General features: G+C 46.7%; 15 protein-coding genes. 1 reads left to right on the top strand and 14 read right to left on the bottom strand.

Annotated features, from left to right (window positions below; genetic code table 11):
• Positions 1-313 precede the first annotated feature (313 nt).
• Positions 314-694 (top strand): DUF2203 domain-containing protein, encoded by a 381-nt coding sequence (locus OXH00_02590; GenBank protein ID MCY3739888.1) that lies wholly within the window; start codon positions 314-316, stop codon positions 692-694.
• 149 nt (positions 695-843) lie between these two features.
• Here OXH00_02590 and thiD read toward each other — a convergent pair whose 3' ends face one another.
• From thiD to OXH00_02520, 14 genes are all read right to left on the bottom strand, one after another.
• Positions 844-1629: a bifunctional hydroxymethylpyrimidine kinase/phosphomethylpyrimidine kinase gene (thiD, locus tag OXH00_02585; protein ID MCY3739887.1), complete on the bottom strand. Its 786-nt coding sequence runs from the start codon at positions 1627-1629 to the stop codon at positions 844-846.
• An 11-nt stretch (positions 1630-1640) separates the two neighbouring features.
• Positions 1641-2243: a thiamine phosphate synthase gene (thiE, locus tag OXH00_02580; protein ID MCY3739886.1), complete on the bottom strand. Its 603-nt coding sequence runs from the start codon at positions 2241-2243 to the stop codon at positions 1641-1643.
• Between the two features lie 140 nt (positions 2244-2383).
• Positions 2384-3760: a 16S rRNA (cytosine(967)-C(5))-methyltransferase RsmB gene (gene rsmB / locus OXH00_02575; protein ID MCY3739885.1), complete on the bottom strand. Its 1377-nt coding sequence runs from the start codon at positions 3758-3760 to the stop codon at positions 2384-2386.
• 154 nt (positions 3761-3914) lie between these two features.
• Positions 3915-4187, bottom strand: a complete 273-nt coding sequence (gene rpsT, locus OXH00_02570) for a 30S ribosomal protein S20 (protein MCY3739884.1) — start codon at positions 4185-4187, stop codon at positions 3915-3917.
• Positions 4188-4320: 133 nt separating this feature from the next.
• Positions 4321-4923, bottom strand: a complete 603-nt coding sequence (locus OXH00_02565; GenBank protein MCY3739883.1) for a DUF1493 family protein — start codon at positions 4921-4923, stop codon at positions 4321-4323.
• A 36-nt stretch (positions 4924-4959) separates the two neighbouring features.
• Positions 4960-6123, bottom strand: coding sequence for a tetratricopeptide repeat protein (locus OXH00_02560; protein MCY3739882.1), 1164 nt, complete (start codon positions 6121-6123; stop codon positions 4960-4962).
• A gap of 94 nt (positions 6124-6217) precedes the next feature.
• Positions 6218-6874, bottom strand: coding sequence for a hypothetical protein (locus OXH00_02555; protein MCY3739881.1), 657 nt, complete (start codon positions 6872-6874; stop codon positions 6218-6220).
• A 56-nt stretch (positions 6875-6930) separates the two neighbouring features.
• The gene (locus OXH00_02550) at positions 6931-7608 is read right to left on the bottom strand and encodes a hypothetical protein (GenBank protein ID MCY3739880.1); all 678 of its coding nucleotides are present in this window, start codon (positions 7606-7608) and stop codon (positions 6931-6933) included.
• 87 nt (positions 7609-7695) lie between these two features.
• Entirely contained in the window at positions 7696-8400 is a 705-nt protein-coding gene (locus OXH00_02545; protein MCY3739879.1) for a hypothetical protein, read from the bottom strand.
• Positions 8401-8453: 53 nt separating this feature from the next.
• The gene (locus OXH00_02540; protein MCY3739878.1) at positions 8454-10454 is read right to left on the bottom strand and encodes a leucine-rich repeat domain-containing protein; all 2001 of its coding nucleotides are present in this window, start codon (positions 10452-10454) and stop codon (positions 8454-8456) included.
• Positions 10455-10966: 512 nt separating this feature from the next.
• The gene (locus OXH00_02535; GenBank protein ID MCY3739877.1) at positions 10967-13867 is read right to left on the bottom strand and encodes a sigma-70 family RNA polymerase sigma factor; all 2901 of its coding nucleotides are present in this window, start codon (positions 13865-13867) and stop codon (positions 10967-10969) included.
• A gap of 219 nt (positions 13868-14086) precedes the next feature.
• On the bottom strand, positions 14087-15094 hold the full coding sequence (locus OXH00_02530; protein ID MCY3739876.1) for a hypothetical protein: 1008 nt from the start codon (positions 15092-15094) through the stop codon (positions 14087-14089).
• 49 nt (positions 15095-15143) lie between these two features.
• On the bottom strand, positions 15144-16157 hold the full coding sequence (locus OXH00_02525) for a hypothetical protein (protein ID MCY3739875.1): 1014 nt from the start codon (positions 16155-16157) through the stop codon (positions 15144-15146).
• 201 nt (positions 16158-16358) lie between these two features.
• A complete protein-coding gene (locus OXH00_02520) occupies positions 16359-17021 on the bottom strand; it encodes a hypothetical protein (protein ID MCY3739874.1) in 663 nt (220 codons plus the stop codon).
• Positions 17022-17037 lie beyond the last annotated feature (16 nt).

The following is a 17037-nucleotide window of genomic DNA, read 5'->3' as shown; positions in this document are numbered from 1 at the left end:
CGGATGCCCCCGAAACCCTCCAAATCATAGAAAAACATAGCTTTCTCCTGATACGCAACTGACACCAAACACCGAGTGAAACCCAACACTTTCGATACCCTGAAACTTCCTACACCCTGACAGTGTAAAGTTGGGTTTCACTACGTTCAGGAGTAGATAGAACGCGATATTAACTTTCTGGTGTCTTTGGCTTATCAACATCCAACTTCTCAACGCCGTTCTACCCAACCTACCGGACTGAAAACTAATAAATTGACATTTCACGTAAATTCGTGTAAATTTAGAGAAACCACAAAAGAAAGGAGAACGCAAGATGCAAGAAAAACGATACTTTACACTCGAAGAAGCCAACGCATGTATCCCCGACTTAGTTGATGAGATTTCACAGTTAAGAGCCATAAGAAACCTACTCGCAGGATTACATGCAGAAATCACACCACTTTTGGAGGTAGTCTCCTCTAACGGTGGCAGTAAGCACACCCCCGCACTCCTTAAAGCGACTGCCGACTTTGAGGAAATTTTGGAACGGATTGCGGCGCGTGGCTGTCATCTGAAAGGACTTGACCCCGGATTGGTCGATTTCCCACATCTCCGCGAGGGTCGGGAGGTCTATCTCTGCTGGCGCATCAACGAAAACGAGATCCGCTACTGGCATGAAATTGATGGCGGATTTGAGGGACGACAACGACTGTAGGGGAAACCGGGTAACCCAACGCCTACATCCTTAGAATTTACGCATTCCCTCTTAAAGTCCCCTTGATAAGGGGGATTTAGGGGGTTGAAAATAGGGACGACAACGATTGTAGAGGCTCGGTAACCAGTAGGGACTGGGTAACCCAGCCCCTACGTCTGGAAAAAATGGTTCGTCGGACCGTGTCCATGTCCGATATCCAAGGCGTGCTGAATAGCACCTGTAATATACGCCTTCGCTGTCCTGACAGCCTCCATTAAATCTTGGTTCCCGTGCGCCAGTTGTGTCGCAATCGCCGCTGAGTAGGTGCAACCGGTGCCGTGCGTGTTTTCTGTTTCAACGCGTTCCGCCTGAAAAAAAGACCACTCGCCGTTGTAATAAAGCACATCGGTTGCGTCGTCTCCGATAAGGTGTCCACCTTTGACGAGAACGGCGTGACAACCGAGTTCAGCAATCGCTTTCGCAGCACTTTTCGCGTCATCTATGCTTTGGATCTCCTGTTCTGCAAGCAATTCCGCCTCGTAGACATTAGGTGTAATCACCGTCGCCAGCGGAATCAATGCCGTTTTGAGGCTATCAATCGCTTCCGCTTTCAAAAGCGGGAATTTGCTTTTGGAGATCATCACCGGATCGACGACGATAGCAGGCGGTGTATATTCTTTTAATTTCCCAGCGACCGCTGCAACAATCTCCGACGAGGAGAGCATTCCTGTTTTGACACTGGCAACATCAAAATCCGTGAAGACCGCGTCCAACTGTGCCTCAATCAGCGAAATCGGTAAATCAAAAGCGTCGGTCACCGCGACTGTATTCTGTGCGGTAACGGAGGTAATCGCGGACATTGCAAAACCGCCATTCGCGGAAATCGCCTTGATATCCGCCTGTATACCGGCACCTCCGCCTGAATCTGAGCCTGCAATCGTTAAAATCTGTTTCATTTTTTTCCCTGCTAACCTAAAATATCAAGATAGCGTCTCGCCTGTTCTCCCGCATTTGTCGGAGACATAACGCCTGACATGACAGCCACGCCAAAAGCACCCGCAGCTAAGCACTCAGAAACTCTTACTGGTGTAATCCCACCTAATGCGAAGACCGGCAGTTTAACACTCTCTGTCATCTCTGCCAAGTGCTCTACGCCAACAACGGGACCGTATCCCGGTTTGCTTGCTGTCCGATAGATAGGGCTATAGGTTACGAAGTCGGCACCTTCCGCCTCTCGTCTTTGCGCTGCATCAAGACTATGCACCGAGCATCCGACATAGAGGCTGTTCTCTGTTCGCGCTTTCACCGCCTCTACCGATTCTGCATTCGCTGGCAGATGAACCCCCGCTGCACCGACTTCGAGTGCAATGTGCGTGTTTGTGTTGATGAAAAGTTTTGCATTATAATTTCGACACAACTCAGCGATCGGTTGTGCCAGTCCGATCAACTCGGTATTGTCTAAATCCTTCTCACGCAATTGGATGGCGTTTACGCCAGCATCTAACAATTCCGAGACGACATCGGCTAACGGGGTGGGTGTGCATCGGTGTCTGTCGGTAATGGCATACAACTTAAAATCAATTCTTTTAATTTTCCTTGCGGTTCGGTAAGGTAGGTTTAGATATTGACGTGCCTTTCCGTAGATCCGCCCTCCATTCCATTACGGGCTACAGTTTTGACTGATGCTCTAAAGAAACATTTTTAATTTTCCTAAATTTCTCTTCGCAGACGTGCGGCAAACGCGCCATCAACGCCGTGTTCATGTGGGAATGTCTGGACGAAGCCTTGTGGTGTTATCACACTTGGTGGCACATCGGGCAGAAAACCTTTAGCATTTTCTATCGTCCACATCGGAAAATCTGCCAAAAATCGCTGGACCACCTTTTCGTTTTCGATCGGTTCAATGCTACAGGTACTGTAGACAAGGATGCCGCCGGGTTTGATGTATCGCGCTGCGTTTTTTAATAGGTTATATTGTATTTCACTGAGGGCGCGAAGCTGTTCAAAGGTCTTATTCCACCGGATGTCAGGATGCCGCCGGAGTGTCCCGAACCCTGAGCACGGTGCGTCAATTAGCACGGCATCTGCAGTTTTCATAAAACTCAGACCGGCTTTTGTCGCGTCAAGCACTCGGGTCTTAACGTTACATGCCCCGACACGTCGGCAATTTTTTTCCAACACGGCGACTTTTTCGGCTGAGACATCCACGGCGATAATTTTCCCAGCATTGCCCATGAGATGTGCGAGATGTGTTGTCTTACCGCCGGGCGCAGCGCACAGATCCACGATGAATTCCGCGTTCTCTGGTGAGAGTAGGCGCGCCACTAACATTGCGCTCTCATCTTGCGCATAGATATCCGCTCGATTGAGGATATCCTTTAACGTCTGATCGCCAGCAGTATCAAAAGCGGTGATAGCCCGGCTTTCAAGGACCACGCCATCGGGTGCTATTTTGGAGGCGGTCGCGGCGATGCCGCTTGCTGCTAACGATTCGCAAGCTTCTTCACGTTTTGTTAGGAGGGTATTCACACGGAGTGCGAGCGGCGCGATCTGGTTGCTGGCACGACAGAACGCCAACGTCCACGCAACGCCACGTGTCTCAAGCCATCGCTTCACTAACCACGTCGGATAGGACAACGAAAACGAAATATGTTCGGTGGGGTTCGCATCAAGCAGTGGATAGGTGAGTGTCGCGCCTTCGCGTTGCACGGAACGGAGAACTGCGTTGATAAACCCCGCGGTTTTCCGTCCGCTGTTGCGTCGTAAATGGGAAGTCGCGAGTTGGACGGTTTCAAAAATAGCGGCGTGCGCGGGTATACCATCGAGGTGTAGCAGCTGAAACGCGCCGAGTCGCAGGATATTGCGATGGCGCGCGTCCAATTGAAATCTCGGATTGATAAACCGATCCAGCACCCAATCCAACTGTTTCTGCCAACGGATAACACCGTAGACGAGTCCATTAATGAAACGGCGTTCGCGTCCTTCAACAGCGTGCCGTCCGAATGCACCGTCAACGACAGATGCGATTGATGTACTGCTGTGCGAGAGGGTTAGTAAGCATTCTAAGGCGACTTCGCGGGCGTTCATATTTTTTTAATTTTCGCAAGGCGTGCAACAACACGAAACGCATTTTTAACTTTCGCAAGGCGTGCAATAACATGAAACGTTTAAAAGTATCCCTCGCCTCAGAACCGTCTGCCGCCGTTGTTGCAGACTTGTCTTCTTGGCTAAAGCACGGAAATTACGCTGCTGCCGCGGTGAGCGTATGCAACTTACGGGTGAGCCGAGACTTCTGACGATTTGCTGTCCCTTTTTTAATAACACCTTTACTTGCAGCTCTATCCAAGAGGCTTACTACGGTTTTGCACAACTCTTGTGCCTGATCAACATTGCCTTCCTCAAGTGCGGTTTCTGTCTGTTTGAGTACGGTTCGCAGTGTTGCTTTGCGGTGGCGGTTGCGTATCTGTTTCGCTTTATCCGCACGTGCGTGTTTCTTTGCAGATTGTCGATGCAAAATTCTGACTCCTTTTTGAGAACTTGTCGGTTCAATAGTTGAAGTGTTAAATATCTTTTTTCAATAGGCGTACTTAATGATACCACAAAATATCGGGTTTGTCCATATTTTTTCTTTAGCAGAGCCGCTGACTTCACCTTGCTTCCGGGTGCATCCATCTTTTCGCTTCAGCCGATTTCACTAAATCGCGCAAGGTCAGTGACGTATCAGTACCGTAATTGTCAAATTTTTCTTTGTCAAATATCCAGTAGTAGAGCATAACATATATCTCAAATGGGTTACATCCCTCCGTACCGAAATATTCCGAAGCGTCAATCTCGCACATATTTTGGATCTCGAATTCCTCACAAAACGCCTCAAGGAGTTCATAGCCATCGTCACCGGCTATCCCTAAATCGTCCGCCAACAGCGTGTTTGGATTGAGTTTTTCCGCTGATGTAGACCAGAATTCCGCTACGAAAGTTTTGACGCGAGCATAAAGTTCAGGATTTAGTTCCTCTTGAGGCTCTTCTTCTATCAGGGAACTCCCACAGCGTGAACATCTGATAGCGTTTTTTTTAGTCCCTTTTGAACAGTGAGGGCATTCCATTAGCGAGAAAAGCGCGTAGAAAAGCCGAGTCGCCACATACAAAACAGCAGAAATGACCACACACAAGCCCCAAAGAAGAAAAGTAACACCGAAAAACAGAAACAACACACCGAAAACAACAAGAATAACAGACTTAACAAATTCCATTTATATCTCTACTCGATTATTTGTGTTGGCTTATCTCTACTGATTTTTAAGCAATTTTTTCACCTCAGCCTTGTAGGACGTGTTGGGGTAGTCCTTCAGGAGCCGCGTAAATGCCAATCGTGCGGCGGCTTCATCTCCGAGTTCGAGATATGTTTTCCCCAACCCATATAGGACCTCAGGTCCAATATAGGATCGTCCCTTCTGAAAATAGGTATTAATGAATTCTTCAACTTGAGCAAATACCCGTCGTGCGGCGGCTTCATCTCCAAGTTCGAGGTATGCTTTCCCCAACCCATATAAAACTTCTGTCCTAACATAAAGGTACCAAGGATGCGGATAGGTCTTAATAAGTGCCTCAAGCTGCGTAAATGCCAATCGTGCGGCGGCTTCATCGCCTAACTCCAGATACGCTTTACCAAAGGCATACAAAACCTCATCGCCGGTATGCGGGTGATCTTCCTCCGGGTCGGTATAAAATAGTGCTTCATGCATGGTAAATACGCGTCGCGCAGCAGTTTCATCGCCTAACTCCAGATACGCTTTACCCAGCGCATATAAGATATGCCTTCCAACGGTTGGGGGCCAGCCATCATCTTGCAGGAAAGCATCAATTTGCGAATCCAGTTGCCGAAATGCTTGCCGTGCGGCGGTTTCATCATCCAGTCCGAGATATGCTTTACCGAGCGCGTATGAACTGTTCCACATCAGGCGAGCAGTGTCTCCGTACTGGCTTGAACGTGGGACGGATATTGACTTAAATTTGGAACTGGCTTCCTCGTACCGTCCCTGCTTGAAAAGAATGTACCCCCAAAGATAGAGGATACGTGCTTGATGGTCCGGAAGTATCGCAGTTTGGTAACTTTCTCTGATCGCCGCCTCGGCTTTGATATAGAGGGGTGCGTCTCCTTCTGCTTCTGCCAATTTAGCGTAGCAAAAAGCGATATTGTATTTGAGTAAAGCTGGAAATCTGACATCAATGATCTTGGTGGGGCGAGGACGAATTTTAAAGACTTCTTCATACTTCTTAATAGCCGCGCTGTATTCACCAATATGTTGTAGGTCGTTCGCTTCACTGTACAGTTCCACGTACAAATTCGGCAGCGTGTTCGGCGTAGACGGAAAAAGACAGCCACACCCGAGCATCCCCAGCGTAAGAACGCCAACAATACACCTGTTGAAAACTTTTATTACAACGGACATAAGAACCTCCGATCCAGTGCGATCCGATCAAACATACCTATTTCACCCTGTCCGATCCCCGAGCGAAAGTGCCGATGACTTCCCGGGATCCACGCTAATAGAGCCTTAAATAATATGCGTCGCTATTGAAGGAGATAAACTCTTCTGGGAGATATTCCAATCGCTCAGGAATACCTTTCTCATTCAAACGGATGATAAACATCAGGGTTCCTGGATATCTTGCAGAATTATACTCATCTATTGAGACGCTATACAGCTCTTCAGGTTCAAGAGGGACGGCTTTCACCTCTTCTCGGTAGCCCGGTGGTACTTCCCCGTAAGTGAGAGAAGACACGGGCGGCTTCGGATGCCACCCGAAGAGACAATTCATGTAATAGTAAGGGAGAAAATTAGAAGATTTGTGTTCCAGTTTCCAAACCGTTTGCCAAGCGTTATTTGGTATTTTCTGTTCCCAAAGGATTTTCCAAGTACCTTGTGGTATTTTCAACGCCGATCCCTTTTTGAGTTCAGCAGAAGGTTTCGCTTTCCGAACTATAATCGTTTCAATGTCCAAGCGTCCTTGAAAATATGGATCCGCGGATATATAAAACGTCGGCTGCCTCACTTTTGACCCCGAATCGATGTTGACATGCCCAAAGCCGGGGTGACAGCCGGTGAAAACCGAAAAGCAGCTGATGAGAATACTAACGAGTGCAATAGGGACACAGATTTTATCTTTCATCTTTCTCGCTATGGATATCAGGTTTTTCATTTGAAAAGACTCCAAAATTTATTTTACCATTGGGGTAAGTAAATCCGATCTATTTTCTATCGCCAAGCACACCACAGGCGATTAAAATAACCCATATCTGGGAACGAAGGCGGAGATGTTTCCTGCTTGCTCTCGTCTGGGTCCCGAAATCGAATTCTATGTGCACCGTCAAGTTGTTTCCAGTACGTCGTCTGCCAAGGCGCGATATAATCCCGCGCAACGGACTCTAAAACTATCGTCTCTGGTTCGTAATAACGCTGGGATTCAAAGTACTTTTCGAGCCAATCTTTATCTGCACAAATCATTTCCCATATTATATCTTCAGTGTCGTCTAAAAATCCAAACCCCGCGATTATGTATCTTTGCCAGTTTGGGGCAGTGAAGGCTTCCCATTGCGCACCGCCTTCCTGCGTTAGTCCATAATATGTGACTTTTTGTTTTTCCATAGGGACACCGACCCAGGATTTGGATTCATCCAATGCCAGTTCAATTTGTTCGGCAGTTGAAATAAAATCCAGCACCTCCCCTGAAAACAAGAAGCGAGTTTCCGCATAAATCAGTCCCGAAGAGAGGAGTCGATGAAGAGTCTCAACGAGTACATCTCGCGTTAAGCCGTGTCCTTTTTTATTCAGATGTAACTCAAGATCGCTGTCAATGAGACTGGAGATATCCCATTCGTGCTCGACGACAGTCTCAAGTAGCCAATACTCACCGCGTGTAAATCGTGGTTCCATGCTGCAATTCCTTGTAAAATTAAGTTCGCTTTTCAACCCATTTTGCTTATTTTTCACCTGGGTGGCAAGTAAATCTAACCCGTTTTTCTATTGCCAAGCATACCAGGCCTGATAAAAGTATCTTCCCCACGGCGGGTAAGGTGGTTTAGCGTTTCCCTCCGCGCTCTTATCTCGACACCGAAAACGGACGCTATGTCCGCCATCGAGTTGTTTCCAGTACGTTGCCTGCCACGGTGTAGCAGAATCCCACGCAATAGACGCTAAAAATAGTTCCTTTTGATTGTAGAAACACATAGCGTCGATGTACTCTTCAAGCCAATTTTGAATAGGATGGTGCCAGTCTTTATCAGCCTTGCGCCAATCTTTATTTCCACAAATCAGTTCCCATATTTCATATTCACCGTCGTCTGCCAATTGGAAACTCGCGGTTATGTATTTTTCCCAGTCTGGGGCAGCGAAGGCTTCCCATTGCGCACCGCCTTCCTGCGTCAACCCATAATACGTGCCTTTTCGCTCATCTACGGGGACACCGACCCAACGTTTCGGTTCATCGAGTGCCAGTTCGATTTGTTCAGTGGTAGAAATAAAACCTGTCGCCTCATTTTTGGCATAAATTAGCCCCGAGGAGAGAAGTCGATAGAAGGTCTCAACGAGTGAGGTGCGTGTTAACCCGTGCCCTTTCTTATTCAGGCGTAACTCAAGGTCGTTATCAACGAGAGCACAGATTTCTAATTCGTGCTCAACGGCAGTCTCAAGTAGCCAATACTCGCTTCTTGTAAATCGTGGTTCCATGCTGTTGTTCCTTATAAGTTGCGCGTCTACAATGTGAGGTGTCCAGTTTTGTATTAGTCCCCAAATGCATTCGCGACAATCACCAAATCGAGGATATTGACAACACCATCATTATTGAGGTCGGGTTCTGCTTCGCCAAAAGCATTCGCCACAACGACCAAATCGAGGATGTTCACCGTTCCATCGCCATTGACATCCGCAGAAGGTTGGGTTGCTTGTTTTAGATAGATTTCACCATCTAAATCGGGCAGCGTGTGTGTTATGCTTGCGATACTACTTGCGACACCGGTGGTTTGCATCGGGAGGCTAATCTCTTGCGCCTTACCACTACGATTATAGACCGCCCAGCCGTTGGTGAACTCTCGGATAAATACGCCGTCTCGGTTGTCGTAACGCTGCCCTTTTGTTTCTGCCCCACTGACAGGACGATCAAGATCGGCATCCCAGAAATCATACCAAATATGTTCATGGTCAGGTCCGCCGTAATTTCGCTTACCAGTATTGTAAAGCACGTAACCATCAGAGTGTGTTAATCCCATTGTAGTGAATAATCGCATCCAACGTCGGTTCTCAGGACTATCAGGCGGTTCTGTGCCAATCCCTTCACCCTCCAAACAATTGATCTGCGGGGAGCGTAGGTTTTCTTCATTCCAAAGTAGTATGTCTTCAATTTCAATGAGTTCACGATAAGTGTAACCTTCTGGATGATCTCTACCAAGTTCCATAAAACTTCCGTCAATGTATTCAGCATAGGCTGTTGGTTTCGATCTACCAGCATTAACAAGTATCAGAAAGTCCTTCCGAACCCGGTTTCGACCCTCACGCAATATACGGGTTGTTGCAGCGATGATTTCTTCATTAGTATGAGGATAGACATCTCGTCCGACAAAACCAGTAGCATTCCAAGCAAACCCGTCAATCATAATGCCATCATAAAGTCCACACTCAGCAATATTCACAATTCGTTCAATGAAATGATCCTGCACCTTCGGATTCATAAGGTTTATCATTGCCGCGTTAATAATCTCACTGTAAACTATTTCACCTCTGTCATCTCTAAGCAAAAAATCGGAGTCCGGTGGAAATTCTGATGGCGAAACTCCATGAATAATGATGTGTTGAAGGGAGACTATGTTCGGATTTAGAGCAAGAAGCCTATCACGTTCATCTTGCGCAGCTTCTAAATTACCCGCAACCTGAGTCGCCAAGCCGCGTGTGCTCTGACTCGGAGTTGTGTGCCAATTAAGCCCAAAAGTCAGATTGAAAGCGAGATCATGATAATCTATACCGCCATGTTTAGGTAACCCTGCAATTATGAGACTATCCCACGCCTTAAAAACAGATGGAAATGATCGTGTTAAGATACGTTCTTCAACAGGTAAAGACGGTATTTTACAAAACATGTTAGACGCAAATCTGGTCAGATTCAAATGCTGCAAGGCACTGAAATTCCAGATAGGATTATCTATAATATTCAACACTTCCAACTCGGTGAGATTTACTAATGGACTGACATCTGTGATCAAATTACTGCCAAGGATTAGTATTTTTAGGTTTTTCAATCCAGCAAGGGGAGTTACATCCGAGATTTGACAAGCTGCCAAATCTAAATCTTCTAAATGGATGAGGTTTGACAGCACTCTGAGGTCGCTTATAGGATTGTGGGCTGCATTGAAATATAAAAGGGAGGTTAAAGGTTCTAATGGCGATAAATCTGAGACTTGATTACCAAGCAGAACTAATCCACGTAATTTTGTTAAGCGTCGCAGCGGCGTTATATCTTGTATGAGATTTCCTCCAAGATTGAGACCCACTTCCAGATTCTCAGCGAATTCTAATCCCTGTATTGAACGAATCTCTCTGTTCTGTGCTTCAAGATGTGTCAACTGTTTAATATTGTCTTTAGTCAACGGCACTTTATCAGGCAACCCGAGTTTTTCTCGGATTGCCATGTACAGGTTCGGATCCGGCATCCAGTGCGGTTCTTCTGCGCCAGCGTAAAATAGACAGCCAATCGCTAAGAAAATAAGCGCACAGAAATTAAGCTTTTTCATATAGGTCTCCTATTTTTGTTATCCATAGGTGTCAATTTAGGGATTTTTGACAGCATTTTGTCAACTGTAGATATAAACATGTTGAAGAAACACCCAAGCAAAACCCCCTACGGGCTTGGATCCTTGTTTGATACCGCTGCTATAGACATTCCGTCGCTACGCGACTGAAGAGGGGTGTGAAGTCTTCAAGGTTCCCGGGTAGAAGCCGGTTCGGTTGCAAACCGAACCTACCGGCCTGGGGACCGCGAGGGTTGTTTTTTTAAATTGACACCTATGGTTCGGTTGATGAAGATTAATTTATTAATTCGGTAATTTTTAGGGAAGCCCGGTTCGGTTAGGAAACCGAACCTACCGGGCATGGGGAAAATTAGAATTACCGATTTATTTTCTTAAACTTCATCAAACCGAACCTACCGGGCATGGAGGACCGCTAAATTGACACTTATGGTCTCCTATTTTTGTTATTGATTAAATGCGTTCGCAACAATCACCAAGTGCCAGCACCCTGCATTCTACCTTGGATCTATAAGGTTCAATTCAATGAGCGGTGTGAAGTCTGTTATCGGATTCCCTTGAACCTGCAATGTCCGCAACGCGACTAACCCTGCCAGGGGGCTGATGTCTCCAATGGCGTTGCCGCTAATATCCAAAATACGAAGCCTCTTCAACGCAGCAAGCGGACGGACATCCGAAACCTTACTATTCGCCAGCCAAAGTCGTTCCAAGTTGATGAGGTTCGTCAGTGCGTGTAGGTCAAGATTTGGTGTGTTGGGCATCAATCCCGAAATATTCAAGACTTTAAGGTTCATCAAAGTCGTCAGGGGGTATAGGTCTGTTATCGAATTTCGACTCAGGTTAAGTTCTCTGAGGTTCGTCGCAAACTCTAAGCCGCGGATGTTATGGATACCTTTGTCGGAGATATTGAGTTCCTGCAGTTGTAGCATCTTCTCTTTGGTAAGCGGCATATTCGGTAGGAGTCCAATCTCACCGCGGACGGCAATGCGCAACGCAGCATCTGGCATCCACACTTCAGCAGAGTTAGTTTGTTGCGCCATCTGTTGGATAGCATCATATTTGAAGTCCGTGAGATTCAGTTTCGGGATCGGTGTAAAATCTGTGATCGGATTCCCCTGTACCCACAAAGTTCGCAGCGCAGTTAACCCAGAAAGTGGATGGATGTCTTCAATGGCGTTATATCTAATATCCAAGATGTGTAGGTTCGTTAACGCGGAAAGCGGACGGATATCCGAAATACCGCTGTATTCCAGACAGATATATTCTAAACTGGTGAGACGCGCGAGCTGATGCAGGTCTATTAGCGGACAGTGACTCGCGTCGAGTTCCCTCAGATTCAATCTGTAGAGGGGTCGCAAATCTGTGATTGGATTCCCTTCAATAGATAATGTCCGCAGTTTTGTCAATCCCGAAAGCGGTGTTAGGTCCAAAACGCCGCTTCTGTGCAAAAGGAGCCTCTCTAAGTTCGTTAAATTCGCCAGCGGATGGAGTTCAAGGTTCGCCATAGGGAGCGAGATATCTCCGATATGTAAGTCTTTAAGTTTCGTTAAGTTTGCGAGCGGACGTAAATCTGTGATTGGATTCCGACTCAAGCGCAGATCTCTGAGATTCGTGGCAAACGCTAAACCGGTAATATCAAAGACACCTTTGCCGTGCACATCAAGGGAGTCCAACCTTAACATCTCTTCTTTCGTTAATGGGATCTCCGGTAGGAGTCCGAGTTCGCCTCGAACTACGGCGCGCAATACTGGATCTGGCATCCATGCCTCAGAAGGCTGCGTTCGTGTTGCGTGATTTGCTACACCATCGTATTTCAGATCCGTAAGATGCAGTTCAGAGAGTGGGCGCAGGTCCTTTATCGGATTCCCCTTGATCCACAATATTTGTAGATGCGTCAGCCCTATAAGCGGACTAAAGTCTCTAATATGGTTTTCCGTAAGGATCAGATGGTTTAGGTTTCTCAAGTCTGCGAGCGGCACCACATTTTGCAAATTGTTGTCAAAAAGGTCTAATTTTTTTAAGTTTACCAGATTCGCGAGTGGACTGAGATCGTCTACGTAATTGTCAGCCAAATTCAGGTAAGTAAGCGCAGTCAAGGAAGCGAGTGGAGATATATCGTTTACTTGGTTATTCCAGAGGCTAAGCCCGGTTAAATGCGTCAGGTTCGCGAGCGGTCTCAGGTCTGTGACTTGGTTACCGCCTACATTGAGATAGGTCAGGTTGGTGAGCGTAGCGAGGGGTTTTAAGTTGATGATAGCGTTACCCTCATCGCCTAAATGTAAATCCACTAAATTTTGGGCAAATTCCAAGCCCTTTAAATCAGTGATACCTTTTTCACCGGCGTGTAGACGCTGCAGCACCAGCAGCATCTCCTGCGTTAAGGGCACGGCTGCCGGAAGTGCGAGTTCCTCCCGAATGGCGGCACGTAATGCTGGGTCGGGCATCCATGAGACGGTCTTCTCTGGATGCACCTGTGCACCTGGTGCTGAAACTGTTTCGGAATCTTGTAATCCGGGACTATTGGTCTTATGGGTCATGATAGCGCGTCCGACTTGAGAGTGAAGTGCCGGTTTTGCGTCAGTGTCAAGGACAATGGGTGCTTCAATGATTTCGATGGTCGGTTCCGATGCTGCCTCAAAACTATACGGTTGCTGAAACCGTATGAGGTATTTGTTGCTAAGTCCTAGCATCAGCACCACCAAAATTGCAGCCACGCCGACGGCGAGCCACGGAATAGGGGATTTTGTAGGGGGCGACGCGACCGGTTTCATATCGGCAATTTTCTGCGTGATGGTTTCTGCGAGGTCGACAGAGAGTCGGAAACTCCCGAGCATTTCTTGTATCAAGAGTGTCTCGTCCTGCTGTAAACGTCGTCGTGCCCGCTGCAGGCGGCTGGTAATTGTATGCACAGAGACACCCAGAAATCTGCTAATCTCTCGCGTCGTCATTTCACCGAGATAGTAGAGCGTCATGACAGTACGTTCGCTCTCAGGAAGTTTATCAATCAATCTCTTGACAAGCTTCTGGCGGTTTTCAACAGATTCAGCTTCGCGTTGCTCTGATATATAACGCGCGTATGCAGATTTATCAACTGCGTCCATAGCGATCGTCTCCAGCAATTGTAGCCTTGCTTTATTGTTGCGCCGCCAGTTGCTACAGTGCCGACTTGTCATAACATAAAGCCAGCCAGCGAATTGGCGCGGATCCTTAAGCGTTGAAAGTTTGTTATAGACTTGGAGGAAAATGTCTTGCGTAATCTCTTCAGCATAGTGGAAATCACCGATCTTCCGCCACGCCAAAGCATGTACACTTTTCTGATATTTTCGGACCAAAGCAGTGAAAGCTGCCTCATCGCCCGACAAAATTCTGTGGATGAGTTGAACATCTTCTTCTATCATTGTCGTGCTCCATGATGAATGGATTTGGGGTCTCTTGCCTATCCGTTACTTCTTGGATAGAACACGCCTTTCAGTTTTTCCGAAACTTACTTATTAGCGGTCCGCTAATGATATTTCTTAAAGACACATTTTATTCCCAAAAACGTGCATAATATAAAAAAAAATTAAGTAGCACCTACGCAGACAGGATGTTTTGTCTCCGATTCGGTGTATCTGTTTTCAGCGGGGTGGCAGTTTTTTCAACAGCGATTCAGCGGCTTGAATGTAATTTTCATCCTCGGCATGTTCGACGACCCATTGTAGATACGCTCGCGCCATTACTGCGTTGCTGCGATAGTAGTGTACCAACCCGATATAGAAATGGTATACCTCTTGTATTGCATAACGCTGCCAAAAATTATACTGCTCCAATAACCCAATGAAGAAATCGTGATTCTCAGTATAGAATCTTTCGTTATTCAAGATGTATGTGGCACCATCCCACTCGAAGAAACTCATCCATTGCAGGTATGCTGCGCCAGGCGCACCATCCATAGATATGCAATCGGGGATTTTGATTTCATAGATGCCATCATTATCCCAGTCAACGTACTCTACAGGGTTCTCACTGCGGGTAGAACTATAACCGCTGCAGACTTTCTTGAACTCACCGTTCTGGAAAGAAATCACAGCCACACCGTAGGCATGTTCCACCCAGATGTCTAAAACACCATCACCCGTCAAATCTATGAGTTCAAAGGAGACACCCTTGAAACCCCAAGACCCGCCTCTCTGCATCGTCTGAGAGAAGAAAGGTGCCCTATAAACGCCAACGGTTTTCCCTGGAACATCAAAATCATAAGAACCTGTACCAAAAAGTTTGAAAAGTTCTTTTTTCTTCGGCACAGCTCCCTCGGTCTCAGACCCAACAATGAGGAGAAACGCTTGGCACCAATCGCGCCATTCCTCTCCCGCCTCAGCCACCATCAGAACAATCGTCTCTTTTCCGGGTGTGTTATCAACATTTGCTGTGGCTTTCATGCGAGTATTATAAGAGGCACCTTGCGGTGCGGGGAACTGCAAAAAACGGTGATACCTCTGTCCCTCAGGGTCAATTGGCGCATCAGGATACCTTTTATATTCGATATCAGCATTTTGGGGTGTTTGGGTGTCAGCACTCACCACTGGCCCCAATAGCAGGAGCGAGATAGAAAACCCTAAAAGTGTGGTTTGAAGGTGTTGGTTCATATTTTGTCTCCAAATAAAAGCGGCGATGCTGCTCTGAATGGATCGGTTCTCATCTTCGCCGGTGTGGCAATTTTTTCAAGAAAGATTCAGCGGTTTGAATGAAATCATCCGTCTTCCCACGTTCGATAACTGACTGTAGATACCCTCGCGCCATTCCCACATTGCCATAATAGTAGCATACCAACCCTATGTAGAAATTGTATGTTTCGCACAGGGTGATAATGCTGCCGTGTCGAAGTATCTGATAATTATACTCGCTCAATAAACGAACGAGGAAATCGCCATCTTCGGCATAGAATCTTCGATTATTCAAAATATAAGCCGTTCCATTCCACTCGTAGAGGCTCATCCACGGCAGATAAGGCGCGCCAGGAACATCATTGATAGGTATACTATAGGGAATCTTTATTTCATAACTCCCATCACTATCAAGGTCAACATACGCAGCATCAGGCAGGAGCCCGGGAACCGTGTAACTACTCAGGACTTCCTTGAACTCACCATCCTGAAAAGAAATCACAGCCACAGCGTAACCAAATTTAACCCAAATATCTAAAATGCCATCGCCTGTCAAATCGACGAGTTTACAGACGATTTTGCGGGATTTAAGAGCATCTTTTGGCGGTTCAATGAAGACGAATGGTGGACTCCGAAGTTCAATCGCTTTCGCTGGCACATCAAGCGCAAGCGTACCCGAATCGAAAAGTTTGAAAAAAGCTTTTTTCTTTGGACCGGCTGCCGCGTTCTCAGCAATCAGGAGAAACGCTTGTGACCAGTTGCCAGCGTATGCGTAATTTTTTATACCAACATCAACCAGCATCAAAACAACGGTCTCTTTTTCGGGCGTGTCATCGATATTCGCTGTGGCTTTGAGCAGGGTACTGTACAAGTGTCCTTCCGGTGCGTCGGTGGAAAAAAAATCGTGATATTTTCGATCCTTAGGATACCATTGATACTTGACTTCAGAAGTCGTGGTTTTAGCGGTATCCGCATTCACCGCAAAACAACTGAGGCCCAGCAAAATAGAAAGCCCAAAAAGTGTGGTTTGAAGATATTTTTTCATATTTTTTCTCTCCAATTAGATCTGTTAGAGGTCAGACGCGGAGGATCCAGTTTCCAGCGAGATGTCAGTTTTTGCAAAAGGTCTTCCGCGGCGTGGATGAAGGACATATCTCTCAAGAGGTGTTTGATGATTCATTTCCTTAAGGGAAACCACAGTCAGTGATATCGGTTCGCAGGAATAGAAAAACAAGTTTGGGATCTTCTATTGCCAATCACACCAAACGTTATAAAAGTACTCCATACTCGGCGGAGGAGGCGGTTCAGCATCCTTCTCCTCGCGCGCGTCTCGCGCCTGAAATCGGAGTCTATATGCCCCCTCGAGTTGTTTCCAGTACGTCGCCTGCCACGGTGCAATATAATCCCACGCAACTGACGCTAAAGACACCTCTATTGGGTAATGAAAATAGATAGATTTAAAGTAGCTTTCGAGATCACCTTTATCTGCACACATCACTTCCCATGCTCTATATTCACTGCCATCTATCACTTGAAAACCTTCTTTTATGTACCTTTGCCAGTCTGGGGCGGCGAATGCCTCCCATTGAATGCCACCTTCCTCCGTCAGCCCATAAAACGTAAGTTTTTCCTTACCTACAGCGTCAATGTCCCTGGATTTCATTTCATCCAAGGCGCGTTTGATTTGTTCGTGCGTTGAAATAAACCCGGTCGCCTCACTTTTAGCATAAATCAGCCCCAAAGCGAGCAAGCGATGGAGGGTCTCAACAAGTGAGGCGCGTGTTAACCCGTGCCATTTTTTATTTAGATGTAACCCGAGATCGCTGTCCATGAGTGCACCGATTGCGAATTCGTCCTCAACAACGTTTCCAAGTAGCCAATACTCGCCGCGTGTAAATCGTGGTTCCATACTGTTGTTCCTTTAC

The sequence above is a fragment of the Candidatus Poribacteria bacterium genome, assembly GCA_026706025.1.
Classification (GTDB): Bacteria; Poribacteria; WGA-4E; order WGA-4E; family WGA-3G; genus WGA-3G.
The sequence above is the reverse complement of the archived record's forward strand: the minus strand, read 5'-3'. Positions and strand labels throughout refer to the sequence as shown.